This window comes from Paraburkholderia sp. GAS33 (assembly GCF_050436645.1).
Classification (GTDB): Bacteria; Pseudomonadota; Gammaproteobacteria; order Burkholderiales; family Burkholderiaceae; genus Paraburkholderia; species Paraburkholderia phenazinium_B.
This window is the reverse complement of record NZ_JBNDMP010000010.1, coordinates 307,638-333,520: the sequence shown is the minus strand read 5'-3', so window position 1 is coordinate 333,520 and position 25,883 is coordinate 307,638. Positions and strand designations below refer to the sequence as shown.

26 protein-coding genes are annotated in these 25,883 nt (G+C 62.9%); 9 read left to right on the top strand and 17 right to left on the bottom strand.

Annotated features, from left to right (window positions below):
• Positions 1-66: 66 nt before the first annotated feature.
• The 6 genes from P3T24_RS28310 to P3T24_RS28285 all read left to right on the top strand — a co-directional run bounded on the left by P3T24_RS28310 (position 67) and on the right by P3T24_RS28285 (position 5,863).
• Positions 67-750 carry a Fe2+-dependent dioxygenase gene (locus P3T24_RS28310; protein ID WP_429439763.1) on the top strand — a complete coding sequence of 228 codons (684 nt, stop codon included), beginning with the start codon at positions 67-69 and terminating at the stop codon, positions 748-750.
• On the top strand, positions 747-1,472 hold the full coding sequence (locus P3T24_RS28305; protein WP_429439761.1) for a PepSY-associated TM helix domain-containing protein: 726 nt from the start codon (positions 747-749) through the stop codon (positions 1,470-1,472). Before P3T24_RS28310 ends, P3T24_RS28305 begins: the two co-directional genes overlap by 4 nt.
• A 124-nt stretch (positions 1,473-1,596) precedes the next feature.
• Positions 1,597-2,598 carry a lipopolysaccharide heptosyltransferase I gene (gene waaC / locus P3T24_RS28300; RefSeq protein ID WP_429408702.1) on the top strand — a complete coding sequence of 334 codons (1,002 nt, stop codon included), beginning with the start codon at positions 1,597-1,599 and terminating at the stop codon, positions 2,596-2,598.
• 124 nt (positions 2,599-2,722) lie between these two features.
• Positions 2,723-3,607, top strand: coding sequence for a Kdo hydroxylase family protein (locus P3T24_RS28295; RefSeq protein WP_429439759.1), 885 nt, complete (start codon positions 2,723-2,725; stop codon positions 3,605-3,607).
• A 76-nt stretch (positions 3,608-3,683) separates the two neighbouring features.
• Positions 3,684-4,994, top strand: a complete 1,311-nt coding sequence (gene waaA / locus P3T24_RS28290) for a lipid IV(A) 3-deoxy-D-manno-octulosonic acid transferase (RefSeq protein ID WP_429408703.1) — start codon at positions 3,684-3,686, stop codon at positions 4,992-4,994.
• A gap of 119 nt (positions 4,995-5,113) precedes the next feature.
• Entirely contained in the window at positions 5,114-5,863 is a 750-nt protein-coding gene (locus tag P3T24_RS28285) for a Fic family protein (protein WP_074266174.1), read from the top strand.
• Positions 5,864-5,896: 33 nt separating this feature from the next.
• Here P3T24_RS28285 and ureG read toward each other — a convergent pair whose 3' ends face one another.
• The 17 genes from ureG to P3T24_RS28200 form a co-directional block, all read right to left on the bottom strand.
• On the bottom strand, positions 5,897-6,544 hold the full coding sequence (ureG, locus tag P3T24_RS28280) for an urease accessory protein UreG (protein ID WP_429286336.1): 648 nt from the start codon (positions 6,542-6,544) through the stop codon (positions 5,897-5,899).
• A 12-nt stretch (positions 6,545-6,556) separates the two neighbouring features.
• Positions 6,557-7,237, bottom strand: coding sequence for an urease accessory protein UreF (locus P3T24_RS28275; protein ID WP_429439809.1), 681 nt, complete (start codon positions 7,235-7,237; stop codon positions 6,557-6,559).
• A complete protein-coding gene (gene ureE, locus P3T24_RS28270; protein ID WP_429439756.1) occupies positions 7,224-7,961 on the bottom strand; it encodes an urease accessory protein UreE in 738 nt (245 codons plus the stop codon). Before ureE ends, P3T24_RS28275 begins: the two co-directional genes overlap by 14 nt.
• 2 nt (positions 7,962-7,963) lie before the next feature.
• Positions 7,964-9,670, bottom strand: coding sequence for an urease subunit alpha (ureC, locus tag P3T24_RS28265; protein WP_074265547.1), 1,707 nt, complete (start codon positions 9,668-9,670; stop codon positions 7,964-7,966).
• Between the two features lie 67 nt (positions 9,671-9,737).
• The gene (locus P3T24_RS28260; protein WP_074265546.1) at positions 9,738-10,043 is read right to left on the bottom strand and encodes an urease subunit beta; all 306 of its coding nucleotides are present in this window, start codon (positions 10,041-10,043) and stop codon (positions 9,738-9,740) included.
• An 18-nt stretch (positions 10,044-10,061) separates the two neighbouring features.
• Positions 10,062-10,364 carry an urease subunit gamma gene (ureA, locus tag P3T24_RS28255; protein WP_074266173.1) on the bottom strand — a complete coding sequence of 101 codons (303 nt, stop codon included), beginning with the start codon at positions 10,362-10,364 and terminating at the stop codon, positions 10,062-10,064.
• Positions 10,365-10,522: 158 nt separating this feature from the next.
• Complete coding sequence (locus P3T24_RS28250) at positions 10,523-11,326, bottom strand: transporter substrate-binding domain-containing protein (RefSeq protein ID WP_074265545.1); 804 nt, start codon at positions 11,324-11,326, stop codon at positions 10,523-10,525.
• 316 nt (positions 11,327-11,642) lie between these two features.
• Positions 11,643-12,524 (bottom strand): urease accessory protein UreD, encoded by an 882-nt coding sequence (locus tag P3T24_RS28245; protein WP_074265544.1) that lies wholly within the window; start codon positions 12,522-12,524, stop codon positions 11,643-11,645.
• Positions 12,525-12,777: 253 nt separating this feature from the next.
• On the bottom strand, positions 12,778-13,470 hold the full coding sequence (urtE, locus tag P3T24_RS28240) for an urea ABC transporter ATP-binding subunit UrtE (RefSeq protein ID WP_074265543.1): 693 nt from the start codon (positions 13,468-13,470) through the stop codon (positions 12,778-12,780).
• Positions 13,471-13,528: 58 nt separating this feature from the next.
• Positions 13,529-14,392 carry an urea ABC transporter ATP-binding protein UrtD gene (gene urtD, locus P3T24_RS28235; RefSeq protein WP_074265542.1) on the bottom strand — a complete coding sequence of 288 codons (864 nt, stop codon included), beginning with the start codon at positions 14,390-14,392 and terminating at the stop codon, positions 13,529-13,531.
• Positions 14,389-15,573, bottom strand: a complete 1,185-nt coding sequence (gene urtC / locus P3T24_RS28230) for an urea ABC transporter permease subunit UrtC (protein ID WP_074265541.1) — start codon at positions 15,571-15,573, stop codon at positions 14,389-14,391. The genes urtD and urtC overlap by 4 nt, the downstream gene beginning before the upstream one ends.
• Position 15,574: 1 nt before the next feature.
• Positions 15,575-17,200 (bottom strand): urea ABC transporter permease subunit UrtB, encoded by a 1,626-nt coding sequence (gene urtB, locus P3T24_RS28225; protein ID WP_074265540.1) that lies wholly within the window; start codon positions 17,198-17,200, stop codon positions 15,575-15,577.
• Between the two features lie 61 nt (positions 17,201-17,261).
• Positions 17,262-18,560 (bottom strand): urea ABC transporter substrate-binding protein, encoded by a 1,299-nt coding sequence (urtA, locus tag P3T24_RS28220; protein ID WP_429439752.1) that lies wholly within the window; start codon positions 18,558-18,560, stop codon positions 17,262-17,264.
• A 405-nt stretch (positions 18,561-18,965) separates the two neighbouring features.
• The gene (locus tag P3T24_RS28215) at positions 18,966-20,294 is read right to left on the bottom strand and encodes a DUF3443 family protein (RefSeq protein WP_429439751.1); all 1,329 of its coding nucleotides are present in this window, start codon (positions 20,292-20,294) and stop codon (positions 18,966-18,968) included.
• A 31-nt stretch (positions 20,295-20,325) separates the two neighbouring features.
• Entirely contained in the window at positions 20,326-20,826 is a 501-nt protein-coding gene (locus P3T24_RS28210) for a DUF2844 domain-containing protein (RefSeq protein WP_429439748.1), read from the bottom strand.
• A gap of 176 nt (positions 20,827-21,002) precedes the next feature.
• Positions 21,003-21,326 (bottom strand): rhodanese-like domain-containing protein, encoded by a 324-nt coding sequence (locus tag P3T24_RS28205; RefSeq protein ID WP_074265535.1) that lies wholly within the window; start codon positions 21,324-21,326, stop codon positions 21,003-21,005.
• 13 nt (positions 21,327-21,339) lie between these two features.
• Positions 21,340-21,993 carry a protein-L-isoaspartate O-methyltransferase family protein gene (locus P3T24_RS28200; protein ID WP_429439746.1) on the bottom strand — a complete coding sequence of 218 codons (654 nt, stop codon included), beginning with the start codon at positions 21,991-21,993 and terminating at the stop codon, positions 21,340-21,342.
• A gap of 235 nt (positions 21,994-22,228) precedes the next feature.
• Between P3T24_RS28200 and P3T24_RS28195 the strand changes: the two genes are divergently transcribed.
• Genes P3T24_RS28195 through P3T24_RS28185 form a run of 3 tightly spaced genes read left to right on the top strand, consistent with a single transcriptional unit; the run spans position 22,229 to position 25,754 of the window.
• Positions 22,229-23,269 carry a LacI family DNA-binding transcriptional regulator gene (locus tag P3T24_RS28195; RefSeq protein WP_429408855.1) on the top strand — a complete coding sequence of 347 codons (1,041 nt, stop codon included), beginning with the start codon at positions 22,229-22,231 and terminating at the stop codon, positions 23,267-23,269.
• A gap of 3 nt (positions 23,270-23,272) precedes the next feature.
• A complete protein-coding gene (locus P3T24_RS28190; protein WP_429439744.1) occupies positions 23,273-24,760 on the top strand; it encodes a sugar ABC transporter ATP-binding protein in 1,488 nt (495 codons plus the stop codon).
• Positions 24,741-25,754, top strand: a complete 1,014-nt coding sequence (locus tag P3T24_RS28185; protein WP_122153914.1) for an ABC transporter permease — start codon at positions 24,741-24,743, stop codon at positions 25,752-25,754. The genes P3T24_RS28190 and P3T24_RS28185 overlap by 20 nt, the downstream gene beginning before the upstream one ends.
• Positions 25,755-25,883: the final 129 nt, after the last annotated feature.

Sequence of the window (25,883 nt, the reverse complement as noted above, 5' to 3'; positions counted from 1 at the left end):
TTCCGGGGTCACCGTGTTGACGCAACCTGTTCGTACAATGCGGCGACTCCGCGAAAGGATTGACTGATGCTGTTGCAGATTCCAAATGTGCTCAACGAGGAGCAAGTGCGCTTCGTGCGCGAACGGCTCGATGCGGCGGGCGATGCCTGGGTCGATGGCCGGGCTACCGCCGGCTATCAGGGCGCGCCGGTCAAACGCAACCAGCAGATCGAGCAGTTCTCGCCGCTCGCTCGCGAGCTGGGCGATGTGATTCTCGCCGAGCTCGAGCGGCACCCGCTTTTTATCAGCGCAGTGTTGCCCAACCAGGTCTATCCGCCGCTGTTCAACCGTTACGAAGGCGGCATGCAGTTCGGCAGCCACGTGGACGGTGCGGTGCGTCTGTTGCCGAACGGCACCAAGGTGCGCACGGATGTGTCGATGACGCTCTTTCTCTCCGCCCCGGATGAATACGATGGCGGCGAGCTGGTCATCGAGGATACCTACGGCGTGCAGCAGGTGAAGCTGGCGGCCGGCGACATGATTGTCTATCCGGCCACCAGCCTGCATCAGGTCGCGCCCGTCACGCGCGGCGTGCGGCTCGCGAGCTTCTTCTGGGCGCAGAGCCTCGTGCGCAGCGATACGCAACGCGCGCTGCTGTTCGATATGGACACGGCGATCCAACGCCTCAACTCAACCCAGGCCGACGACGCGGCACGCCGCAGTCTCGTTGGTTGCTATCACAACCTGTTGCGTCTTTGGAGTGAAACATGAGTACACCGGTTATCGACGATGCCGGCGTTGGTTCGAGTCCCGTGCCCGACAAGCCTGCGCGGGCGACCGGCCCGCAGGGTGCCGAAACCTCCCGGCAACCGAAAAGCGCACGGCGTATCACTTTCATCAAGTGGCTGCGCAAGGTGCACGGCTGGATTGGCCTGTGGGGCGCGGCGCTCGGTCTGCTGTTCGGCACCACCGGGTTCCTGCTGAATCATCGTGGCGGACCGTTGCGCGTCTCCACCGGGGAGCCCGTGGTCTCCACGGTGCAGGTGCCGCTGCCGCAACCCGCGCCCGAAACGCCGCGCGAGCTGGCAAAGTGGCTCAAGCAGGAACTGAAGCTGGCAGGCAAGCCAGGACGCATGCAGAACGAGCCGGCGCATCGGGTGGCATGGGGCGAGCGCAGCATGATGCAGCCGGAACACTGGGAAATCAGTTTCGCCTCGCCGCACGAGAACGCCGCGGCGGACTACTGGGTCGGCAACGACTTCGTGACCGTCAAGCGCACGGAAAACGCCTTTTTCGCCACGCTGACCAACCTGCACAAGGGCGTGGGCATGAGCGTCGGGTGGGTGCTGGTGGTCGATACGCTGGCGGGCAGCCTCATCCTGCTGTCGCTGACCGGCGTGCTGCTGTGGACCGAACTGAACCGTCGCAAGACGGTGGGCGCGGTGCTCGTGATCGGGTGCATCGTGACCATGCTTTGCGCCGGGCTTCTCTGAGCCGTACCCTCCGGGGCGTGGTATTCACTTACCCCGCCGCGTTTTTTCATGGTTTTTGCACGCGACGCGCTAAAATTGCCGTCCTTTCAACGCATCTTATCGCCGGATTGCCGGCGATCCCCACTTGAGCGTGCAAAAGATACTGATCGTGCGGGTGTCGTCGCTAGGCGACGTCGTTCACAACATGCCGGTGATCGCGGATATCCATCGCCGCCATCCCGAGGCGCAGATCGACTGGCTCGTCGAAGAGAGCTTCGTGGGGCTGGTGCAGCTCGTGAGCGGCGTGCGCCGGGCGATTCCGGTGTCCCTGCGGCGCTGGCGCAAGCGGCTCTTTTCGCTTGAGAACTGGCGCGAGATCGGCGCGTTCCGGCGCGCGCTCGCCGCCGAGAACTACGACCTGGTGATCGACTGCCAGGGGCTCATCAAGACCGCGTGGGTGTCTAGCATGGCACGCGGCCCGGTGGTGGGCCTCGGCAACCGCACTGACGGCGCCGGCTACGAATGGCCAGTGCGCTTCTTCTACGACAAGCGTGTGCCGATCGAAGCTCGTACTCACGTGGTGGAGCGCACGCGTCAACTGGTCGCCGCGGCGCTGGACGACCCCAAGCCCGAACCCACCGACGAGATCGACTTCGGCCTCGATACCGGCCGCGCTGCGCTGGCCCTGTCCGAGGCGAATCTGAACCTGCCCGTGCCGTACGTGGTGTTCGTGCACGCCACCTCGCGGGCCGACAAGCAATGGCCGGACGCCGCGTGGATCGAACTGGGGCAGGCGCTGGTGCTGCGCGGCGCCTCGATCGTGCTGCCGTGGGGCAGTGACGCGGAACGCGTGACCAGCGAGCGGCTTGCCAGGGAGTTCGGTGCTGCGGCCATCGTGCCGCCGCGTCTGTCGTTGCCTGCGGTGGTGGGACTGATCGACGGTGCTGCTGCGACCGTCGGAGTTGATACAGGTCTAGTCCACATCGCGGCGGCGCTGAAGCGGCCCACGGTCGAGTTGTACAATTTCGCCACCGCGTGGCGCACCGGCGGCTACTGGTCGCCGAATGTCATCAATCTCGGCACCGCTGGCCAGCCGCCGACGCTGCAGCAAGTGAAGTCCGCGCTGACCGGTTTCGGGTTGTTATAGCCTTCACCGACCAGCCTGCCGGGCCACGCGCGCAGCAATGCTTGACCAGAAGGCAGGATGCTGCAGGACAGCAACCACGCTGCAAGCCACCAGAATTACGCTCCATCCGCTTTCAAGGGCGACCATGAACGAAACCCAGATCATCGAAGTTGCAAGCGCTGACTGGCACGGACACGACCTGTCTGTGCCGCGCGAGACGCTGCTGGCCGGCGTCGAACGCGGCAAGGTGCTGTATTTCCCCAATCTGCGCTTTGCGATCGAAGGGGGCGAGCAGGCGCTGCTCGATCCCGCGCTGGCCGATCCAAATCGCAAGAACATCAGTCTCGAGCCGAACGGCGGCGCGCTGCATGGCGTGGTGGGCGATGCGGTGACGCAATCGGCCGTGCGCGCTTTGATCGCACGTTATCAGACCAATGCGCGCACGCTGGTGGATGGCCTCTTCCCCGAGTACGACGGCAAGCTGCGCGTCGCGCCGACGAGCCTGCGGCTGCATCAGGTGGAAACGCGTCAGACCTCGTGGCGCAAGGACGATAGCCGCCTTCACGTGGATGCGTTTCCGTCGCGCCCGAACTACGGCGAGCGCATCCTGCGCGTTTTCACCAACATCAATCCGGCCGGCGCGCCGCGCGTGTGGCGCGTGGGTGAACCGTTCGAGGACATGGCCAGGCGCTTTCTGCCGAGCATCAAGCCGCAGATGCCCGGCTCCGCGTGGCTGATGAACCTGCTGCACGTGACCAAATCGCTGCGTAGCGAATACGACCATCTGATGCTGAATCTGCACGACAGCATGAAGGCCGATCTCGAGTATCAGAAGTCGAGTCCGCAGGAGACCATGCCGTTTCCGCCGGGCTGCGTGTGGGTGTGCTTCTCCGATCAGACTTCGCACGCCGTGATGTCCGGTCAGTTCATGATGGAGCAGACCTTCTTCCTGCCGGTCAAGGCGATGGCGCAACCCGAGTGCGCGCCGCTCGGCATTCTCGAACGCCTCAAGGGCAGGGCGCTGGTTTGAGCGCCGCCGGCTTTGCGCGGGGCTGCGCCGATTTCGACTTCATCGACTTCCCTCTGGACGCGAGTGCGGAGTGCGGATGCTGAGGGCAATCTATAACGCCCTCTGGTGGCTCGTCGCGCCGCTCGCGGTGCTGCGTCTGTTGATCCGGTCGCGTAAGGAGCGCGGTTATCGCGAGCATATCGGCGAGCGCTTCGGCTACACGCGTGGCCGCGTGCCCGAGGACGATGCGCCGCTGATCTGGGTGCATGCGGTATCGGTGGGCGAGACGCGCGCGGCGCAGCCGTTGATCGAGGCGCTGATGAAAGCGCGCCCCGATGCGCGCATTCTGCTCACGCATATGACGCCGAGCGGCCGCGCCACCAGCGAGCAACTCTTCGGCGATCGCGTGATGCGCAGCTACGTGCCGTATGACATGCCGCATGTAGTGCGACGTTTCTTGCGCGCGTGGCGTCCGACGCTCGGGCTCGTGATGGAGACAGAAGTGTGGCCGACGCTGATCGACCAATGCCGGCGTGCCGATGTGCCCCTGGTGCTGACCAATGCGCGGATGTCGGCGCGCTCGTTCAAGCGGGCCGCGCGGTTTGGCAAAGGGACGCGTGAGGTGTTCGGTGGCTTTGCGCGGGTGTTGGCTCAGAGCCCGTCGGATGCTGAGCGTTTGACCGCACTCGGCGCGCGCAATGTGGCGGTGCTCGGCAATCTGAAGTTCGATATGAGCACGCCGCCGGAACTCGCAGCACGTGGGCATGCCTGGCGCACGGCGATCGGTTCGCGGCCGGTGTGGGTGGCTGCGAGCACGCGTGAGAATGAAGAGGAGCTCGTGCTGCAGGCGTTCGCGGCGTTAGGTGTCGAGGATGCGTTACTGATTCTGGTGCCGCGTCATCCGCAGCGCTTTAACGAAGTGGCTGCGCTGGTCGAGAAGGCCGGGCTGCGCTATGAGCGTCGTTCGACCTGGGCGCCGGGTGCAGCAGGGGCGTCGGTGCAGGGCGTGGGCCGGGCGTTGCCGGCGAGCGTGACCGTGTTGCTCGGCGATTCGATGGGTGAGTTGGGTGCTTACTATGCGGCGTCCGATCTGGCGTTTATCGGCGGCAGTCTGTTGCCGCTGGGTGGGCAGAATCTGATTGAGGCGTGTGCGGTGGGCGTGCCGGTGCTGATCGGGCCGCACGTGTTCAACTTCACGCAGGCCACGGCCGATGCCGTGGCGGCGGGCGCGGCGGTGCAGGTGCAGGATCCGGCGGATCTGGCGAGAGCGTTGCGTGAACTCTTCAACGACAAGGCGCGGCGCACGGCAATGAGCGGCGCGGCGTCGGCGTTTGCCGCGCGCCATCGCGGCGCGACGGCGCGCACGGTGGATGTGTTGATGGCGTTGTTGCCGGAGGTGGCGGAGTGAAAGTGGCGTTACCTGGCCGGCGGTATCGTTCTGTTCGGCGATAAATCGTATATTCTGCGAAGAGCAGGAAGTGCCGCTTGTTTTCTCGCGAGACCCAACGTTTTTCCGATAATCCGCCTATGACGCTTTTCACTGACCTCGGCTTTCACTGGGACCGCACCGCGGTTCCACGAGATCTGCCGATCCATTCGATCAAACGCGTTTCCTTCCGCTTTCATCGGATGCTGCCCGAATTCGTCTGGGATGCGAGCGTGCTCGAAGGTAATCCCTTTACGTTTCCCGAGGTCAAGACGTTGCTTGATGGCGTGACTGTGGGTGGCCGGAAGATCTCGGATCAGGAGCAAATCCTCAACCTCGCGGACAGTTCGAAGTACCTGCTTGCGCTCGTTCAGCGTGAGCGGTTCACACTCGACAAGGCGACGTTCTGCGACTTGCATCGCATCGTTGCGCGGAACGAAGCGCTCGAGTGGGGCGTGTTTCGGGGCGAGGGAGAGGAAACCCATTACACGCCGGATGTAGCGTTGGGCGAGAAGGGACGCTATACGCCGTTGGCTACCATTGCTGGTGCTCCTGAACTGAATCGCGTCTTTGCTGCTGGCACAACCGCACTCGTCGATCAGGTCGACAACGTCTTCGAGCGAGGTTGCGCCTTTTTTCTCTTCGGAGCGTTGCAACAGTTCTTCTTTGACGGCAACAAGCGCACGTCGCGCTTCATGATGAACGGCGTGCTGATGTCGAACGGCATTGATGCTATCAGCGTACCGGCTCAGCGCGCCGGCGAATTCAACGAAAAGATGGTGGGTTTCTATACGTCGAAGAACGCGACGGAGATGATGGCATTCCTGGCGGAATGCCATCCGGAAACTTGATGAGGCGGGCCGCGTTGCGATGCGCGCGGCAGATCAAACCGTCAGCAACCCCTTCTTCTCGATAAACGCGATCACTTCATCGAGGCCATCGAGCTTCTTCAGATTGCACATCACGAACGGCCGCTCGCCGCGCATTTTCTTCGCATCGGACGCCATTACGTCGAGGTTCGCGCCGACCATCGGTGCGAGGTCCGTCTTGTTGATCACCAGAATGTCCGACTTCGTAATTCCCGGGCCGCCTTTACGCGGAATCTTCTCGCCACCGGCGACGTCGATCACGTAGATCGTCAGGTCCGACAACTCGGGGCTAAACGTCGCCGCCAGATTGTCGCCGCCCGATTCGATGAACACGATGTCCGCATCGGGAAAGCGCGTCAGCATGCGATCGACCGCTTCCAGGTTGATCGAGGCGTCTTCGCGGATCGCGGTGTGCGGGCAGCCGCCCGTTTCCACGCCCATGATCCGTTCGGCTGGCAACGCGCCTGCTACCGTCAGCAGGCGCTGGTCTTCCTTCGTATAGATATCGTTGGTAATGGCGACGAGGTCGTAGCGGTCGCGCATCGCCTTGCAGAGCATTTCGAGCAGCGTGGTCTTGCCGGAGCCGACCGGGCCGCCGACGCCCACGCGCAGCGGCGGCAGTTTCTTGGTGCGATGAGCGGTGTGGTGCTGAGGTGCGTTCATGATCGATCTTTTCTATGAGCGGAAGAGCCGCGAGTATTGCGACTCGTGACGCGCCGACAAAATGCCCAGCTGCGGCGCGAAGGTGTTGATGTCGTCGGGCGTTGTGGTGAGTGCGCGCTGGACGGCAGTGTCTATCGGCGCGCGCAGAGCCACGATGATGCGTTGTCCTGCGAGTTGCCCAAGTGGGACGGCCTTCAGTGCGGCTGCGGCCTGATTCTCGACCCAGCTGAATGCGTACGCGGCGAGCGCGGCGTCTGCGGAGACGTCATGGGCGAAGGCGGCAAATGCAAAGGCTGTCGGTTGTGCCAACGGTGTAAGTGCCGCGAGTGTTGCGCGGCGTTCTGCGTCGCCCCATTCGAGCGAGACGCACAACTGCCGCAGCGACCAGCCCATTTGCTCGGTTTCGCGGCGCAGTTCCGCGGATTCGCGGCTTGCGAGGAATTCGCTGTTGGCGAGGGCGAGGCCCGCCGCGTCATGGGCATGCCAGCGTTCAATCTGATGCGCGAGAAACGGTAGCTCGCCGAGCCCCAGGACTTCAGTGAGGCCACTGGCGATCCAGTCGCGGGCGCTATCGGCGTCGGTGATGAATTGTGCTTCGATGGCCGCTTCGAGTCCCTGCGAATAGCTGAACGCACCGATCGGCAACGCCGGCGATGCGAGATGCAGCAAGGCTGTGAGTTCAGCGATGCGCATGTTTGGTGTGGTCGTGATCGTGGTCGCAGGACGCGTCGCAGTCGGTGTGGTCGTGGCTGTGACCGTGCTCGTGATCATGATCATGTTCGTGGCTGTGATTCTCGCCATGTGCGTGCGCATGCCCGGTGCCGTGATCGTGCGCGTGACCATGGTCATGTCCATGGCTGTGATCGTGCCCATGATCATGCTCGCCACCATGATCATGCCCATGATGCTCGCCGTAAACCTGCTGCGCCAGCGCATAGTCCTCGGCAAACGTCTCGTCATGTCCATGCTTATGCCCACCGCCATAAGCGCCGGACTCCGGCTGAAACGGCAACGTCACCTGCTCGACCATCGCGCCGATCCGCTTGAGCATATCAGCGAGCACCGGATCATATTCGAGCTTCAGATAATCCGCCCCAACCTCAACCGGCGTATGCCGGTTGCCAAGGTGATAAGCCGCGCGCGTAAGCGTCAGCGCATCCCGCGCGGTGACCATCAATACAGCCTCAGGCGCCGCGACCACCCGCACCAGCGCACCGTCCTGCGCGACCAGCACGTCACCATCGCGCAGCACCGTGCCACGCGGCAACACCAGCGCCACCTCTTCGCCATTATCAAGCGTCGCCGCCAGACGGCTCTTGCGACGCGCGTCGAAGTCGAGCGTCAGTGTCGGCGCACGCTTGACCAGCACCGCAGCGAGCTTGATCTTCGGATCGATCAGTTTGTCGATAGTGCGCATGATTAGAACAGGAAGTAACGTTGCGCCATCGGCAGCACGGTGGCCGGTTCGCAGGTCAGCAACTGGCCGTCCGCGATCACCTGATACGTTTCCGGATCGACGCTGATGGCCGGACGCCAGGCGTTGTGAATCATGTCGGCCTTGCTGATGTTGCGGCAGTTCTTCACCGGCACGATCCGCTTGGTCAAACCATACCGCTCGGCGATACCCGCATCCGCGCCCATCTGCGACACGAAGGTCAGCGAGGTACGCGCCAAAGCGCCTCCGCGCGTGGCGAACATGTCGCGGTAGTGCACCGGCTGCGGCGTCGGGATCGACGCGTTCGGATCGCCCATCTGCGCCATCGCGATCATGCCGCCCTTGAGAATCAGCGACGGCTTGATGCCGAAAAACGCCGGTTCCCAGAACACAAGGTCAGCCCACTTGCCCGGTTCTATGGAGCCGACTTCGTGCGCAATACCATGCGTGATAGCCGGATTGATCGTGTATTTCGCCACATAGCGTTTGGCGCGGAAGTTGTCGGCGCGAGCGTTGTCTTCCGGCAGCGCACCGCGTTGCACCTTCATCTTGTGCGCGGTCTGCCACGTACGGATGATCACTTCGCCCACGCGACCCATGGCCTGCGAATCGGAGGACAGCATCGACAGCGCGCCGAGGTCATGCAGGATGTCCTCGGCGGCAATCGTCTCGCGACGAATCCGCGATTCGGCAAACGCGATGTCCTCTGCAATCGACGGGTCCAAGTGGTGGCACACCATCAGCATGTCGAGGTGCTCGTCGAGCGTATTGACCGTGTACGGGCGGGTCGGATTGGTCGACGACGGCAGCACGTTCGCCTCGCCGCAGACCTTGATGATGTCCGGTGCGTGGCCGCCGCCCGCGCCTTCGGTGTGATACGTGTGGATCGTGCGGCCCTTGAAGGCGGCCACGGTCGCCTCGACGAAGCCTGCTTCGTTCAGTGTATCGGTGTGGATCGCGACCTGGGTGTCGGTGTCGTCGGCAACGGACAGGCAGTTGTCGATGGCCGCGGGCGTCGAGCCCCAGTCCTCGTGCAGCTTCAGGCCGATCGCGCCCGCGGCGATCTGCTCGGTGGCTGGCTCCGGCAGGCTCACGTTGCCCTTGCCGAGAAAGCCGAGATTCATCGGATAGCCATCGGCGGCCTGCAACATCCGTTCGAGGTGCCACGGTCCAGGCGTACAGGTGGTGGCATTGGTGCCGGTAGCCGGACCGGTGCCGCCGCCGATCATCGTCGTCACACCGCTCGCCAGCGCTTCATCGATCTGCTGCGGGCTGATGAAGTGAATGTGCGTATCGATGCCGCCGGCCGTTACGATCAGGCCTTCGCCGGCGATCACCTCGGTGGCCGCACCAATCGGAATCGTCACGCCCGGCTGGATGTCGGGATTGCCCGCTTTGCCGATCGCTGCAATGCGGCCGTTCTTGATGCCGATATCGGCCTTCACGATGCCCCAGTGATCGAGGATCACCGCGTTGGTGACGACCGTATCGACGACATCGGCCGCGACGCGCTGCGACTGGCCCATGCCGTCGCGAATCACCTTGCCGCCGCCGAATTTCACTTCTTCGCCGTAGGTGGTGTAGTCGCGCTCGATTTCGATCAGCAATTCGGTGTCGGCAAGTCGCACGCGATCGCCGGTCGTGGGGCCGAACATTTCCGCGTACGCGCGGCGGCCAATACGTAATGTCATGATGTGAAGTCCGGAAAAGGGCAGGGCGGGTATTCGTGACGTTCGACGACGGGGCTCATGCCACGCGTCAGAGCGGTCCCATCACCTTGCCGTTGAAGCCGTAGACGACGCGGTTGCCCGCCAGTTCGACCAGCTCGACCGTGCGCTCCTGGCCGGGCTCGAAACGCACGGCGGTACCCGCTGCAATGTTCAGACGGAAGCCGCGTGCCACCTCGCGGTCGAACGACAGCGCTGGATTCACTTCATAAAAATGGTAGTGCGAACCAATTTGCACGGGACGGTCACCGGTGTTCGACACCGTGACCGAGACCGTTGCGCGGCCCGCATTGAGTTCGTGCTCACCGTCGTCGGTGAGAAGTTCGCCGGGAATCATCAGGGGCTCCGGGGCGGGTCAGGGAATCGGATGGTGGACGGTCACGAGCTTCGTGCCGTCGGGGAAAGTGGCTTCGACCTGAATGTCCGGAATCATCTCCGGTACGCCTTCCATCACGTCGTCGCGCGTGAGCAGCGTGGTGCCGTAGTGCATGACTTCGGCGACTGTCTTGCCATCGCGAGCCGCTTCCATCAGCGCTGCCGAGATGAATGCGATCGCCTCCGGGTAATTCAGTTTGAGGCCGCGTGCGCGGCGACGTTCGGCCAGTAGCGCGGCCGTGAAGATCAGCAGCTTGTCCTTCTCGCGGGGTGTCAGCTTCATCGGATGTCTGGTTGGGTTGCGCCCGTCCCAGCCGGGACAGGCGTCGGATGCCATCGGGGTCGCGCGTTGTCGCGAACGCTTGAGGGGTACGCTACAAACCGCGACAAGCTTAACGCCAGATCAGCTTACAAAGATATCAAGGCTAACTAACAGATTTATTACAGCGTCTTCGGCAAGGGCGCGCCGAACCACTTCTTCGACATGGCGTCGAACGTGCCGTCGGCCTTGGCTTGGGCGATAGCGGCGTTGACCTTCTCCTGCAACCGGCTTTCATTTTTATTCATGCCGACGAAGCATGGTGAATCCTTTATAACGAACTTAGGTTCTGGACGGCGCGGCGGATTCTTCGCATTGATCGCGGCGGCCACGATATTGCCCGCAGCGATCAGTTGCACCTGGCCGGACAGGAAGGCGGCGATGGTGGCGTTGTTGTCTTCGAAGCGTTTGATGGTGGCGTTCGGCGCCATCTGCGTGAGGGCGATTTCTTCGAGCGCGCCGCGCGTCGCGCCGACCGTGATGCCGGTGAGATCGGCGGGGCTGCTGACCTTGATGTCGGCGGGGCCGAACACGCCCTGGTAGTAAGGGGCGTAGGCGGTGGAGAAGTCGATTACCTTCTCGCGATCGGGCGTCTTGCCGAGCGATGAGATCACCAGGTCGACCTTGCCGGTCTGAAGGTACGGGATACGGTTTGCGCTGTTAACCGGCACGAGTTGCAGTTTGACGTTCATCGACTTGGCGAGCACGGCTGCTGTGTCGATGTCATAGCCTTGCGGCTGCATGTCGGGGCCGACTGAGCCGAACGGCGGATAGTCCTCGGGGACCGCGACCTTTAGGACACCGGATTTGGTGATGTTGTCGAGGGCGTCAGCGTGGGCTGCTGGCGTTGTCAACGCAAGGATCGGTGAGAGCAGCAGGGCGGCGAGCCACGTGCGGCGTGACTGGCGGGAAGACAGTTCGGTCATGTTGGTCAGCGGTGGTGGGCAAAGCGGGTGGCCTCCGTCGGGTGCGGGGGCATCGTGAGGGGTTTGGCGAGCAAGGTGTGTGCCAATGCGGTGCAGCGGGGATGGGCGGGGAGGTTCTACAGGTGATGCACCTTGGTGGGGCTTTTCGATGCGCTGCGATGGTGCTAATGCTGTGTGCTTTAGTCTGCTTGCATCGCCCCTGAACGGGTCCGCTCAGGTTGTGCAGGCTCGTACTGTTCCTTTATCTACGCCGCGTTTAATTCGGCGCAGATCCGGCCAGCATTGCACCAGCGCACGTTTGGTTTGTTTCGCTCTCTCAGGTCGTCCAGATCCGCAGCGGTACCGCTTCGACGCCGTGAACGATCGGGCGCAGCTGTAGCCAGCATTGCGTTAGCGCGCGTTGCAGCGATTCCATTGACCGCGCCACGGCCCGTACAAGTACCACGCCTGGAGTTACGCACGAGGCGGCAGCGCGTAGCGTGTCGGTGAACGGGAGTTGCCCGGTTAGCTGTTCGGCGAGCGTGTCGTCGCAAGCGGGCCCTACGGCCCACAACGTGCCGTAGGCGGGGAATCCCGCGAGGCCTTGAGGGGCATCGCGCAGCGGATCGGTGGCGGCGAGATTGGCGCGCTCAAGCCACAGCAATTGGCCGTCTGGGCCGACGATGCGCGAGACCGCGCGTAGCGTGCCCGCCGACCATCGTTCGCCGGCGGCCTGGCGGCCGAGTTGCGTGGCGTCCCAGCCGAGCGCGGTGGCGCCTTCGGCCATCGACAGCGTGAAGTCGAGGGTCGCGTTGGCGTGATCGAAGACGATGTTGTTCTGCGGCAGCCAGTCGAGTCTGGCGTTCGCGCCCACGCGCACATCAATCTGCTGCCGCGCCGCGCGATCGTTGGACTTGTACCACTTGGTGGCGCCGGGAGTCGTGAGCACTGCATGTGTGCTCGCCCCAAGCGCTACGTCGATGTGAAGCTGATCGCCACCGGCGACACCGCCCGGAGGATGCACGATCACCGCGTGGCAGATCGCGTGGCCTTCGGGATAGAGGGGGCGTTGGACGCGTAACGGACCATCGTGCAGGCGATGGACGAGCGTCGTGCGTTCAGCGTGTCTGGCGAAGCCGAGTTCGAGGCGAGCTTGCCACTGGGTGTGCGCGGCGGAATCCGCCGAGGCGAGCGTGGCATGGTTTTCGTGAAGCGACATGCGGGTCGATGTAGTTGGACTTTGCGTGGCGACTGCCCGGCGGCTGCTCGTCGACGCCAGGCAACGCACGATCTGAGCGATCTACGTGACCCGGTTCGCAGCGACATGAGCGCGCCGGATGGATGCGGCGAGGATAGCATGGGCCGTTCGCCGCACGGGACGCCTGTGCTTCTGCATGTCTTTGGCCGTCACTCGGAGATAGCTCGCGTACGCTGGCAGATGAGGCGTTCCAGTCCCGGTGGCCCGTCAACATTCAGACTGCGATGAGTTCGCGCACACCGTTGGCGTCCATGTCGGCGCCTTCACCGCCGGCGACGATTTCACCGCGGCTCATGACCCAGTATCGATCGGCGATGGCTTTGGCGAAGTCGTAGTACTGCTCGACGAGCAGCACGGTAAGGCCCATTTCCTCGACGAGTTGACGCAGGGTGCGGCCGATGTCCTGGATGATCGACGGTTGGATGCCTTCGGTGGGTTCATCGAGGATGAGCAGTTGCGGCTCGCTCATGAGGGCGCGGCCGATAGCGAGTTGTTGCTGCTGACCACCGGACAGGTCGCCACCGCGGCGGCTGCGCATATCTTTGAGGACGGGAAACAGTTCGTAGATGCGATCGGGGATTTTCGACGGTGCCTGTTTGCTGGCGGCGCCTACCATCAGGTTTTCTTCGACGGTCAGGCGCGGGAAGATATCGCGTCCCTGAGGGACGTAGGCGAGGCCATTCGCGACACGGGCGTAGGTTGGAAGTTTGGTGAGTGGCGTGCCGCGCCAGGCGATCGCGCCACTGCGGGTTGGGACGACGCCCATCAGGCAACGCAGGAGCGTGGTTTTGCCCACGCCGTTGCGGCCCAGTAGTACCGTGAGTTTGCCGTCTGGCACCGTTAGCTTTACATCTCGGAGGATGTGGCTGCCGCCGTAGTACTGGTTCAGGTTTTCTACTTCTAGCATTTTGCTCCGTTCCTCTTTCTGTGCTTTCTTAGCTTCGGGGGCCCGCGGTGGACAAACTTCACCTCCCCAGATAAGACTCGATCACAGTCTCATCCTTCTTGACCTCATCAAGCGTGCCATGGGCGAGAACGCGCCCCTCAGCCATTACAGTCACTTTCCCAGCCTCGCCAGAAAGAGCAGCCACGAATTCCATATCATGCTCAACCACCATCATGGAACAAGTCCCACGAAGACGATTAAGAAGCTCAGCCAACTGCATGGTCTCGTCATCAGTCATCCCAGCCGCTGGCTCATCAAGCAGAAGTAGCGCCGGTTGCTGCATAAGCAACATCCCAATCTCGAGCCGCTGCTTCTGCCCATGCGAAAGCTCCCCAGCGAGCCTGCGAGCTTCACTCTCCAGATGAATGAGTTCCAGCGTTTCCTCGATTCGCGCCTGCGCATTCCGGTCAAGCCGTGCTCGCAACGAAGCCCACCACCCCTTGTCAGCCTTCATCGCCAGTTCAAGGTTCTCCCACACCGGATGCTGCTCAAACACCGTCGGCTTCTGAAACTTGCGTCCAATTCCCGCGCGGGCAATCGAAGGCTCATTCATTCGCGTCAGGTCGATCGTTTGCCCCAAAAACACCTTGCCGGAATCGGGCTCAGTCTTTCCAGTAATCACGTCCATCATCGTCGTCTTGCCGGCGCCGTTCGGTCCAATGATGCAGCGCAATTCGCCGACATCAATCGATAGCGTCAACGCATTCAGCGCCCTGAAGCCGTCGAAGCTGACCGTCACGTCCTCAAGATAGAGAATCGTCCCGTGCGATACATCGATCTCGCCCGGTGTCACCACCCGCCCGAAATCCGCCACGCCGCTCAGCGAGTGCTCGGCCGGCTCCTCCGGCAATGCCAGGTCCGGCACCATCGGGTTTTCGTTCATGAGCGCTTCCTCCGGTGCATCGCCATGTCGATCAGTCCCATGATCCCGTGCGGCAGCAGCAGCGGCACCAGCACGAAAATCAGGCCCAGAAAGAACAGCCAGTATTCAGGGAAGTTCGCCGTAAAAAAGCTCTTCGCTCCATTCACCGCAAACGCGCCGATGATCGGTCCGATCAACGTGCCGCGTCCACCCACCGCCACCCAGATCGCCATCTCGATCGAGTTGCCCGGCGACATCTCACCCGGATTGATAATCCCCACCTGCGGTACGTACAGCGCCCCTGCAATCCCGCACAGGATCGCCGAGACGGTCCAGATAAACAGCTTGTAGCCAAGTGGGCTGTAGCCAAGGAACATCAGTCGTGTCTCGCCATCGCGCACGCCGGTCACGACGCGTCCGAGTTTCGAGGTCACAATCGCTCGCGCACCCAGAAACGCCAGCACCAGCACGGCAAATGTGATCAGGAAGAGCGCTGTGCGCGTGCCCGGATGGGTGATAGGAAAGTTGCCGATCCGCTTGAAATCCGTGAAGCCGTTGTTGCCGCCAAAGCCGGTCTCGTTGCGGTAAAACAGCAGCATCGCAGCAAATGTCATGGCCTGCGTGATGATCGAGAGATACACGCCCTTCACCCGCGAGCGGAACGTGAAGAAGCCAAACACCCACGCAATCACGGCTGGCACCAGTACTACCAGCAGCAGCGCGTACCAGAGATGCTGCGTGCCCTCCCAGTACCACGGCAGCGCGTGCCAGTTAAGGAACACCATGAAGTCGGGCAGATCGCTCTGATAGACACCCTGATGGCCGATCGAGCGCATCAGGTACATGCCGATCGCGTAGCCGCCCAGCGCAAAGAACAGGGCGTGGCCCAAGCTTAGGATGCCGCAGTATCCCCACACGAGATCCAGCGCCAGTGCGCCGATCGCGTAGCACATGAACTTGCCCATCAGCGTCATCATGTACGCGGACAGGTGGAAAGCGCTCGTTTCGGGCAGTACCAGCGCCGAGAGCGGCACGCCAAGACCGATCGCGATGATCAGCGCAATCAGCGCGATCCACGCAGGCCGCGTAAGCAGCGCCGGACGCGGCGGCAGGCCGAGCGCAAAGCCGCTTTGCGTGGAGCGCCCGGTGCCCGGCGCGGTGCCGGGGGGCGTGACCGAAGCAGGGGAGGTTGCAGATGTCATCTCATGCCTCCGCGCTGCGGCCCTTAAGGGCGAACATGCCCTGCGGCCGCTTCTGGATGAACAGCACGATCAGGACGAGCACCGCAATTTTGGCGAGCACGGCGCCCCAGAACGGTTCGATCGCCTTGCTGATGAGGCCGAGCCCGAAGCCGCCGATCACCGTACCGGCGAGCTGCCCGACACCGCCCAGCACCACCGCCATGAATGAATCGATGATGTAGCTCTGGCCCAGATCCGGTCCGACATTGCCGATCTGCGACAGCGCGCAGCCGCCCAGTCCTGCAATGCCCGCACCGAAGGCAAATGCGTATGAGTCGACCCGTGCGGTCTTCACGCCCACGCACGCCGCCATGCGGCGATTCTGTGTGACGGCCCGTACGAAGAGGCCAAGACGCGTCTTCGTCAGCACCGCCCAGGCGATGCCGACCACGATCAGCGAGAACGCCAGGATGGCGAGCCGGTTGTACGGCAGGATCAGGCTCGGCAGCACTGTGACGCCGCCGCTCATCCATGCCGGGTTGCTCACCTGCACGTTCTGCGCGCCGAAGATCATCCGCGTGGCCTGGATCAGGATCAGGCTGACGCCAAACGTGGTCAGCAGTGTTTCAAGCGGGCGGCCATACAGGTGCTTCAGAACAAGCCGCTCGAGCACCATGCCTACCACCGCTGCGGCGACGAACGAGGCGGGCACGGCGAGCAGCGGATACCAGTCGAAGGCACCCGGCGCGTAGCGCTGGAACAGGTTCTGCACGACGTAGGTTGCATACGCGCCGATCATCAGGAACTCACCGTGCGCCATGTTGATGACGCCGATCAGCCCGTATGTGATAGCAAGCCCGAGCGCCGCAAGCAGCAGCACGCTGCCGAGCGACAGGCCCGCGAACAATGTGCCGGCGATTGCGCTGCGGCGCTGGATCGCATCGAGCTCGTCGATGCCGGCCTGCGCGGCGGCGCGCACGCGGTCGTCGCTCTCTGCAAATGTACCGTCCGGCTTCTTCGCGACGAGCGGCCGCAACAGTTCGTTCATGTCCAGATCGTGACGCGCTGCCACGAGTTGCACCGCTTCGAGGCGCGTGGCCGGATCGCTGTTGTGCAGCGCCGTCATCGCCCACAGTGTGTCGAGTTTCTTCTTCAGATCCGGATCGGTTTCCTTCGCGCGCTGCGCGTCGATCAGCGGCTTCATCGAAGGATCGGGGTTTTGCAGCAGCGCGTTGATGGCCGTGCGGCGCGTTTCCAGATCGGGTGAGTCGAGTTGCGAGCCGGACAGCGCGCCTGAGACTTTCGAGCGCAGCAGGTTATTCAGCGTTACCGGTTGTGCGTCGGTTGCCGTGACCGTCTTGCCAGTGATCGCATCTTTGGTCGCGTCACCGTCCTGGATCAGCACTTCACCGGAGTCGGTCGTGAGCGCGTTGTCTTCGGACAGGGCTTTCAGCAGTGCCTGGGAAGGCGCGTCGTGAGCGGCGATCAGTTTGTCGATGGCCGCGGACTTGGCATCGAAGTCGTCGCCGGCGAGCGGGGCGATATCGGCTGGGGCCAGCGCGAAAGCTGTGAGCGGAGCAATGATGATGAGCGCGATGCCGAGCTTGCCGATACCGCGCCGTGTGAGCCTCAGAATGGAAAACGCCATGATGCCCTTTGATAGTGCAATTGGATCAGGCGGGCGCGAGTTGCACGCGCCCTCCGTTACATCACGCAACCCGCGAGCGGCGCAGGAATGCCGGGATCGAACTGACGACATCCGGCTTGCCCGCGTTGCCGGCGATAAACGGACTCCACGGCTGCGCACGAATCGCCGTTTTGGTGCGCCACACCACGTTGAACTGACCGTCGGCACGTACTTCGCCGATCATCACCGGCTTGTGCAGGTGGTGGTTGCCGTCCATCGTGAGCACGAAGCCGGACGGTGCATTGAAGGTCTGTCCGATCATCGCCACGCGTACCTTGTCGACATCGGTGCTCTTGGCTTTTTCGACCGCCTGCTTCCACATATGGATACCGACGAAGGTCGCTTCCATCGGGTCGTTCGTGACGCGCTTGTCGCCGCCCGGCAGGTTGTTGTCCTTGACCCATTTGGCGAACATCGCCTTGAACTTGGTGTTCTCGGGATCGCGCAGCGACATGAAGTAGTTCCAGGCAGCGAGGTTGCCCACCAGCGGCTTCGTGTCGATACCGCGCAGTTCTTCTTCGCCTACCGAGAACGCCACCACCGGTACGTCCGTCGCTTTCAGGCCCTGGTTGCCCAGTTCCTTGTAGAACGGCACATTCGAGTCGCCGTTGACGGTCGAGATCACCGCGGTCTTGCCGCCCTGCGAGAAAGTCTTGATGTTGGCGACGATGGTCTGATAGTCGCTATGGCCGAACGGTGTGTAGACCTCCTGAATATCGGCGTCCTGGACTCCTTTCGATTGCAGGAACGCGCGCAGGATCTTGTTGGTCGTGCGTGGATATACATAGTCGGTACCGAGCAGGAAGAAACGTTTGGCCCCGCCGCCTTCGGCGCTCATCAGGTATTCGGTAGCAGGTATCGCCTGCTGGTTCGGTGCGGCACCCGTGTAGAACACGTTGCGCGACATTTCTTCGCCTTCGTACTGCACGGGGTAGAACAGCAGGCCGTTGAGTTCCTCGAACACCGGCAGCACCGACTTGCGCGACACCGAGGTCCAGCAGCCGAACACCACCGCGCACTTGTCCTGGGTGATGAGCTGGCGTGCCTTCTCGGCGAACAGCGGCCAGTTCGACGCCGGGTCCACGACTACCGGCTCGATCTGCCGGCCCATCACGCCACCGTTTTTGTTGATATCTGAAATGGTCATCAACGCGGTGTCTTTCAGAGACGTTTCCGAGATCGCCATCGTGCCCGACAAGGAGTGCAAGATGCCGACCTTGATCGGCCCGCTGTCGGACTGCGCGTTAGCAAACGGACTCTGGCCTGCGAGTGCCAATGCGCCAGACATTGACCCGAGCTTTAACAGATTGCGACGTTTCATTTGCTACCCCTTGCCTTTGGTTGAATGAATGTTTTATGGGCGTCGATTCCAGCCATCGAGGCTGTCCGGCATGGCTTGCCAGACAACTACTGCAAGGCACGTGCCAAGTGGTAAGAATGACCTGTGCGGCGCGCACGGGGCGCTGCGGTGCGGTAGGCACTGTCCCGGTCGATCGGCGGCCGGTATGCCGGATGGGCGCAAATGTGGTGCATGCGTTGATGTCTCGCCTCGTTGCGGTGCGCGTCGCGCTGCAACGAAGCGTGCCTGGCCGCCAGCGGGCGGCCAAGGTGCATCGCCGCCGCGCCTTTGTGCATGAGGGCGGCGCACCGCTCGCAAATAAAAAAGGCTGGCCACCTTGCGGTGCCAGCCTCCTGCCATGAGCGAATGACGCAGTGCGTCTGGAACCTAGAACGCTACGAATGGCCCCGCTTGCGTCCCTACCCTGGCGTTTTCGAGCACGGTATAGACGGTTCGGCCGTAGAAGAATGGCAGGCCCCAGAGGAAGCCCTCTTCGGACAACATGTTGTTGGTGGAGACGTCGTAGACCGGCAGGCTGGCCAGGTACATGCCGAGATTGTCATAGGCAGCGTAGCCGCTTCCCATCATGTTGGTCGCGTTGCCGATCGAGAACTGCACCATGACAGGGTTGCCGGTCCCGTTAGTGGACGCCATGGTTGCCGACAGCGTCTGGTCGCTCGGTGGCGTGTACCACTCGCCCGTGGTCGGGATCGTGGTGTCCGAGAAAGCGTAGCCGTTGGTGCCGCTGTCAATCGCGCTGTTGATGATCGCGCGGCCTTGATACTGGGTCGTAAAAAGGCCGTTGCCATCCACCTGCAAGATGTTCGCGTTGGCCGGCAGCGCGTTGTTCGCCTGCGTGCCGACACCGAATATCAACTGTCCCGTCACCCGGACCTGTCCTCCCGCGGGCAACGCGGGCAGGCGAATGACGGTGCCGTTGTTATTGGTAGCCAAACCTGCAACCGGGTTCATGACCTGCCTGGTGAGCGGTACGCGCGTGCCGGTGCATGAGTCCGTGGTCGGGCAATAGTAGTAGCCCGCCGGAATCACCGACTTTGCCGCGAGCGAACTGTCACGCACGAAATGGCCGATGCCCACGATTCCATTGAAGGCACGGTTGCCGTTGGCGCCGAGGAGCGGGCCGAGGTCTGGGCCGCCACGGGAGGTGCAGTCATCGGGCGCGGTGTATCCGCCGTCGCCGATCACCTGGATGGGGATGTTGCTCGCCTTCTTGTTGCCCAGGATGACATCGGCGCGCTTGATGGGCCCCCATGTGAAGCCGGACGCGAACAGCGCGCATTGAACGATTGGCGCCGAGCCGACCTTGTCGTCGGTGGCGCCGACCTGCGTCAGCAACTGGGCGTTCAGCGCAGGACTCAACGCGCTGCTGGCAACCCGCACGCCGACCGAGCCGGTATCGACGAGCATATTCGTCACCGTCACGCACTGACTGTTGTTGGGGGCACCGGCCGGGCACAGCGTGACCGTGACGGAGGGCTGGTTGACGGCGTCCATCGAGGTATCCACGACGATCGGCACCGAGTTGCTGGTGTCGACGGGCGGAGACGGCGGCGTGGGCGTCACCGGCCAGCTTGCCGAGGCCGGCCAGTTGATGCCGCTGTTCGTGCTGCTCTCTCCGGAGCCTCCGCCGCATGCGGAGAGGACGACGCTGGCGCTCAGTAGCGCGACGCCGAGGGTGTGGCTGAAGGTCTTCATTTTGATGGTGTTCCGGGAAGGCGGCGGCGCGTTACTGCAGGTTGTTTGCGCGGAGATCGGCGGGCATGAGGCGGGGGAGGTAGGCGGTGCCGAAGAAATGTCCTGGGCGTCCCGCCGACTCGATCTGAAGCTCGCCGTTGTGCTGGATCAGCGCGCCTGTGCCGCGCAAACGTTCTTCGCCCGCGGAGACGAAGTTGGGGAAGTAGTTGCCGAGCAGCGCTTTCATGTCGGGTCGCACCGGGCCTTGCCACGTGAGCGCGAAGACGACGTTGCTCGGCAGCACATACTCGCGCACGGTGATGCCGTCGGCATCGCGCGACTCGTACACGGAATAGGCTGAGGTGGAGTAGGCGGGCGTCGCTACGGAAGCAGATAAAGCGGACGCTGTGGATGCAGCGGACGATGCAGCCTGCCGGGTGGCATGCAGCGACACGGGAGCGGATGACCCCGCTGCGGGGGCGCCCCCGAGCACGGCGTGGGCGGTGAGCGGCAACAGCGTTGCTGCGGCCAGCGCGATCTTCACGAATCTCATCAGACTGCTCCGGAAATTGAGTCGGAGCATGTTGCCTTCAACGAGCAGATCGAGCCGCTGGAAACTTCCTAATCTGTGACGTGAAGTATCGGTACGGGATAGCGACACGCGAAATGGACGAAAAAAAGCCACCGCATGGGTGGCTCATAGATACGCTGGCTTCGTACTCTTCAATTTCAATAAGTGGGCACGGCCGGATCAACCTGTCTCGACCACGCGTCAATCCCGCCTTGCAGATTGAACACGTTTTTATGCCCGCGCGATTCGAGAAACATCGCGACCTGCGCGCTACGTGCGCCGTGGTGGCACACGCAGACAATCTGCGCGTCGTCATCGAGTTCTTCGCTGCGCGCGGGAATCTCACGCATCGGGATCGACACGGCGCCGGCGATCGACGCTGTCTGGATTTCCCACGGCTCGCGCACGTCGAGCAGCACGGGCGCGGGACGCGATTGATCGGCAAGCCATTCGGCCAGAGCGGGAGCGGTCAGGTTTTGCATCAGCGGTACACCCTTAGAACTTGAAACGCGGCGGCTGCACGGCGTTGATCAGCGGCTCGACATACGTTTCGAACACGTCGGCAATGCGATATTGCTTTTCGTCGATGCGCGTGATGATCTGTGCCTTCATGACCGGCGCGGTGCCGACGAACGCTGCCAGACGGCCGCCAATCTTCAGATGCTCGAGGATCTCCTGCGGCAGGACCGGCAGGCCGCCCGACACGCAGATCACATCGTACGGTGCCGCTGCGGGCCAGCCGCGCGCGGCGTCGGCGGTCGCGACTTCGGCATTCAGGACACCATTGGCGGCCAGGTTGGCCTTGGCCAGTTCAGCGATTTCCGGTTCGATATCCACGGTCAGCACGTGCTGTGCGCGGTGGGCGAGCAGCGCCGCCATATAACCCGAGCCAGCACCGATTTCCAGCACGCTTTCGTGCTTCTTCACGGCCAGTTCCTGCAGCACGCGCGCTTCGACGCGCGGCGCCAGCATGTGCTGCCCAGCCGGCAACGGCACTTCGAAGTCGACGAAGGCCAGTTCGCGATAGACCGTGGGGACGAAATTCTCACGCTTGACGATCGAGAGCAGATTCAGCACGTCCTGGTCGAGCACTTCCCAGGGGCGGATCTGCTGTTCGATCATGTTGAAACGCGCTTGTTCGATATTCATGGTGGGTTCGGCGGTTCGGTTTAGGTGCGACCTGTGGGGGTTCGGGACAACTGCGGAATTGTACCAAACCAGGGGCGAAACCCGTTTCCCGGACAGCAGGCCGCACGGCGATCCGATAGCAACCTGGTGCCAACCCGGCCCGTGTTAATCCCTACGAGACAGGCCTTGCGATTCCTTGCTCCATCGCCCAAAAATGTAATCGATTACATTTTTGCGACAAAAAACTGTGTCCCGACTGCCGCAATCAGAGACCAACGCGCCCCGAACCGCACCTCCCTCGTCCGAGGGCATCTCCATTGCGGGCGTTGCCGAGCAGGCCGGGGTGTCGGTGGCGACGGTTTCGCGGGTATTGAACGGCCATGCCAACGTGCGTCCCGCCACGCGCGACAAGGTGCTGGCAGCAGTGGACGCGAGCGGCTACCGCGTCAACGAGCTCGCCCGCAATCTGCGCACCGCCGAGAGCCGGCTGCTGCTGACCATGGTGCCGGACGTCGGCAATCCGTTTTATGCGGAGATCGTGCGCGGCATCGACAGCGTCGCGCGTCAGCACGGCTATTTCATGCTGCTATGCGACACGGGCGCCGACCCGGGTCGCGAGCGCAGCTACTTCGACCTGTTGCGGCGGCGTCGTGCCGACGGCGCGATCTGCCTGGATCCGGCCACGGTGCAGCAGGCGCTCGCCGAAGAGTCCGGCGCGTTGCCGTGGGTCGCGTGCTGCGAGTTCGATCCGGCGGTCGGCGTGCCGTATGTCGGCATCGACAACTACCGCGCTGCCGGCGACGCCGTGCGGCATCTGCTGGCGCAGGGGCATCGGCGGATCGGCCTGATCAACTCCGACGTCGCTTACCTTTACGCGCGGCAGCGCCAGCAAGGCTACCTCGACGCATTGCGCGACGCCGGCATCACGCCGGACGAACGTTGGCGCATGAATCTGAACAGCCTCGACTACGAAGCGGGCGCGTCCGCCGCAGCGATGCTGATGGCGCAACGCGACGCGCCAAGCGCGATCTTCGCGGTGTCGGACACGCTCGCGATCGGCGTGATTCACGGTCTGCGCAGCGTCGGCAAACGTGTGCCGGACGACGTCGCCGTGATCGGTTTCGACGATATCTCGCTCGCCGCACAGATCGACCCGCCGCTGACTACGATCGCCCAGCCGATGCGCGAGCTCGGCGAAACCGCTGCGCGCCTGTTGCTGCAGCGTCTGGCGAATCCCCTCGCAAGCGTGCCCGGTGTGCTGTTGCCGCACCGGCTCGTGATTCGCGGGAGTGCCTGAGCCATGAGCCTCGCCGTACGTTTCGACGACATCCGCAAAGACTTCGGCCCGGTGCGCGTGCTGCATGGAGTGAGTTTCGAGCTGACGCCTGGCCGCATCTACGGGCTGCTTGGCGAGAACGGTGCGGGCAAATCGACGCTGATGAAAATCCTCGCCGGGTATGAGGCGGCCACCACGGGCACCTTGCTGATCGACGGCGCGGCGCAGCAGTTTGCCAGCTCGCGCGAGGCGGAAGCCGCCGGCATCGTGCTGATTCACCAGGAGTTCAACCTGGCGGAGCATCTGACGATCGCGCAGAACATGTATCTGGGCCACGAAAAGCGCCGCGGCTGGCTGCTTGACGACGCCGCGATGCGCGCGGAGGCAGTGCGACATCTCGCGCAAGTCGGCTTGAAAAAGTCGCCGGACACCAAGGTGCGCGATCTGATCGTCGCCGAAAAGCAGATGGTGGAGATTGCCAAGGCGCTGTCACGCAAGGCGCGCCTGTTGATCATGGATGAGCCGACCGCCACGCTGACGCCATCCGAAACCGAACGCCTGTTTGCGCTGATGACGAAGCTGAAGGCTGATGGCGTCACCATCATCTACATCTCGCACAAGCTCGACGAAGTCGAGCACATCACCGACGAGGTGATCGTGATGCGCGACGGTCGTTTCGTTGCACGCGGGGAAACCGCAGGACTCGCACGGCAACAGATGGCCAACCTGATGGTTGGGCGCGACCTCTCCGATATGTTTCCGGACAAAGTGCCGGTCTCTGCAGACGCTGCAATCGCCCTGAAAGTCGAAGGCCTTGTCGTACCCGATTGGGTCGAAGACCTGAGCTTCGAGGTTCGCGCGGGCGAGGTGCTCGGTTTTGCGGGCCTCGTCGGCGCGGGTCGTACGGAGGCCTTCGAGGCGATCCTCGGCCTGCGCCGCCGCCTTGCTGGGCGCATCGAGATTGGCGGCCACGCCGTGCAGATCAAAAAGCCGCTCGATGCGATGCGTAACGGGCTCACCTACCTGAGCGAAGACCGCAAAGGCAAGGCGCTGCACGTCAATCTGAACCTGCAGGACAACCTCACCCTGATGACGCTCGAGCAATACACGCATCCGCTGCTCGATCTGAAAGCGGGGCGGGCAGCCCTCAAGCGGGCGGTGAGCGACTTCGGTATTCGCACTGGCGATCTGTCGAGCCGCGCCCGCATGCTATCGGGCGGCAACCAGCAGAAGCTCGCACTTGCCAAGTACCTGCAGCCGAACCCGAACGTAGTGGTGCTCGACGAGCCGACCCGCGGCGTCGATGTCGGCTCGAAGCGCGACATCTATTTCCTGATTCACCGGCTTGCGTCGCAAGGGCGCGCGGTGATCGTCATTTCATCCGAACTGATCGAGCTGATCGGCCTGTGCCATCGCGTCGCCGTGATGCGCACGGGCCGGCTACAGGCCACGCTCGATCTCGACCACCTGACCGAAGAGGAGTTGATCGCTCATGCGACCGGCACCCACTGAAGCCGCACAATCCGGCCGAGCCATGCGTCTCGCGCATCATCTGTACGGGCTGGGACCGCTCGTCGGTCTCATCGTGCTGTGCGTCACCGGCACCTTGCTCAATCACGATTTCGCCACCGTCGACAACCTGATGAACGTGCTTACGCGTACGTCGTTCATCGGCATCATCGCGGTCGGCGAGACCTTCGTGATCATCTCCGGCGGCATCGATCTGTCGGTGGGGTCGATGGCCGCATTGATCGCCGGCAGCATGATCTGGCTGATGAATGGCCTGTCGGCGGGTGTCGGCGGGCATACGTTCGCGCCGCTCATGATCATCGCGATCGGCATTGTGCTGGCGTTCGTGTTGGGTGGATTGTTCGGCTGGGCGCATGGCCTGTTGATTACCAAGGGGCGTATCGAGCCATTCATCGTCACGCTGGGCACGCTTGGTATTTTTCGCGCAGTGCTCACCTGGCTTGCCGACGGCGGTGCGCTCACGCTCAACAATTCGCTGACCGATCTCTACAGTCCCGTGTATTACGCGAGTCTGCTCGGCGTGCCCGTTCCCATCTGGGTGTTTCTCGTGGTGGCGGCGGGCGGCACGCTGATCCTGAACCGCACGGCATTCGGCCGGCATGTGCAGGCGATTGGCTCGAACGAACAGGTCGCGCGCTATGCCGCGATTCGCGTCGATACCGTCAAGATCATTACCTACGTACTGCTTGGCATCTGCGTGGGCGTTGCGACGGTGCTCTACGTGCCACGCCTTGGTTCGGCTACGCCGACGACCGGGATCTTGTGGGAACTGGAGGCGATCGCGGCAGTGGTGGTCGGCGGTACCGCGCTTAAAGGCGGCGAGGGACGTGTGATCGGCACGGTGATCGGGGCGATCCTGCTGTCGGTGATCGCAAACATTCTGAATCTCACCAGCATCATCAGCGTGTACCTGAACGCGGCGGTGCAGGGGGCGGTGATTATCGTCGTGGCGTTTTTGCAGCGCGGGCGGCGATAAGCGGCGGTGTGGCAGGCAGTGACGGTGGTTCGGCACGATAGCAGCAGGGGCAGCACGGGCATACGAAGGGCAGCACAGCCGAAGCAGTGCAGGAAACCGAGGCGCACGAAAGTGCCTCATAGATCAACA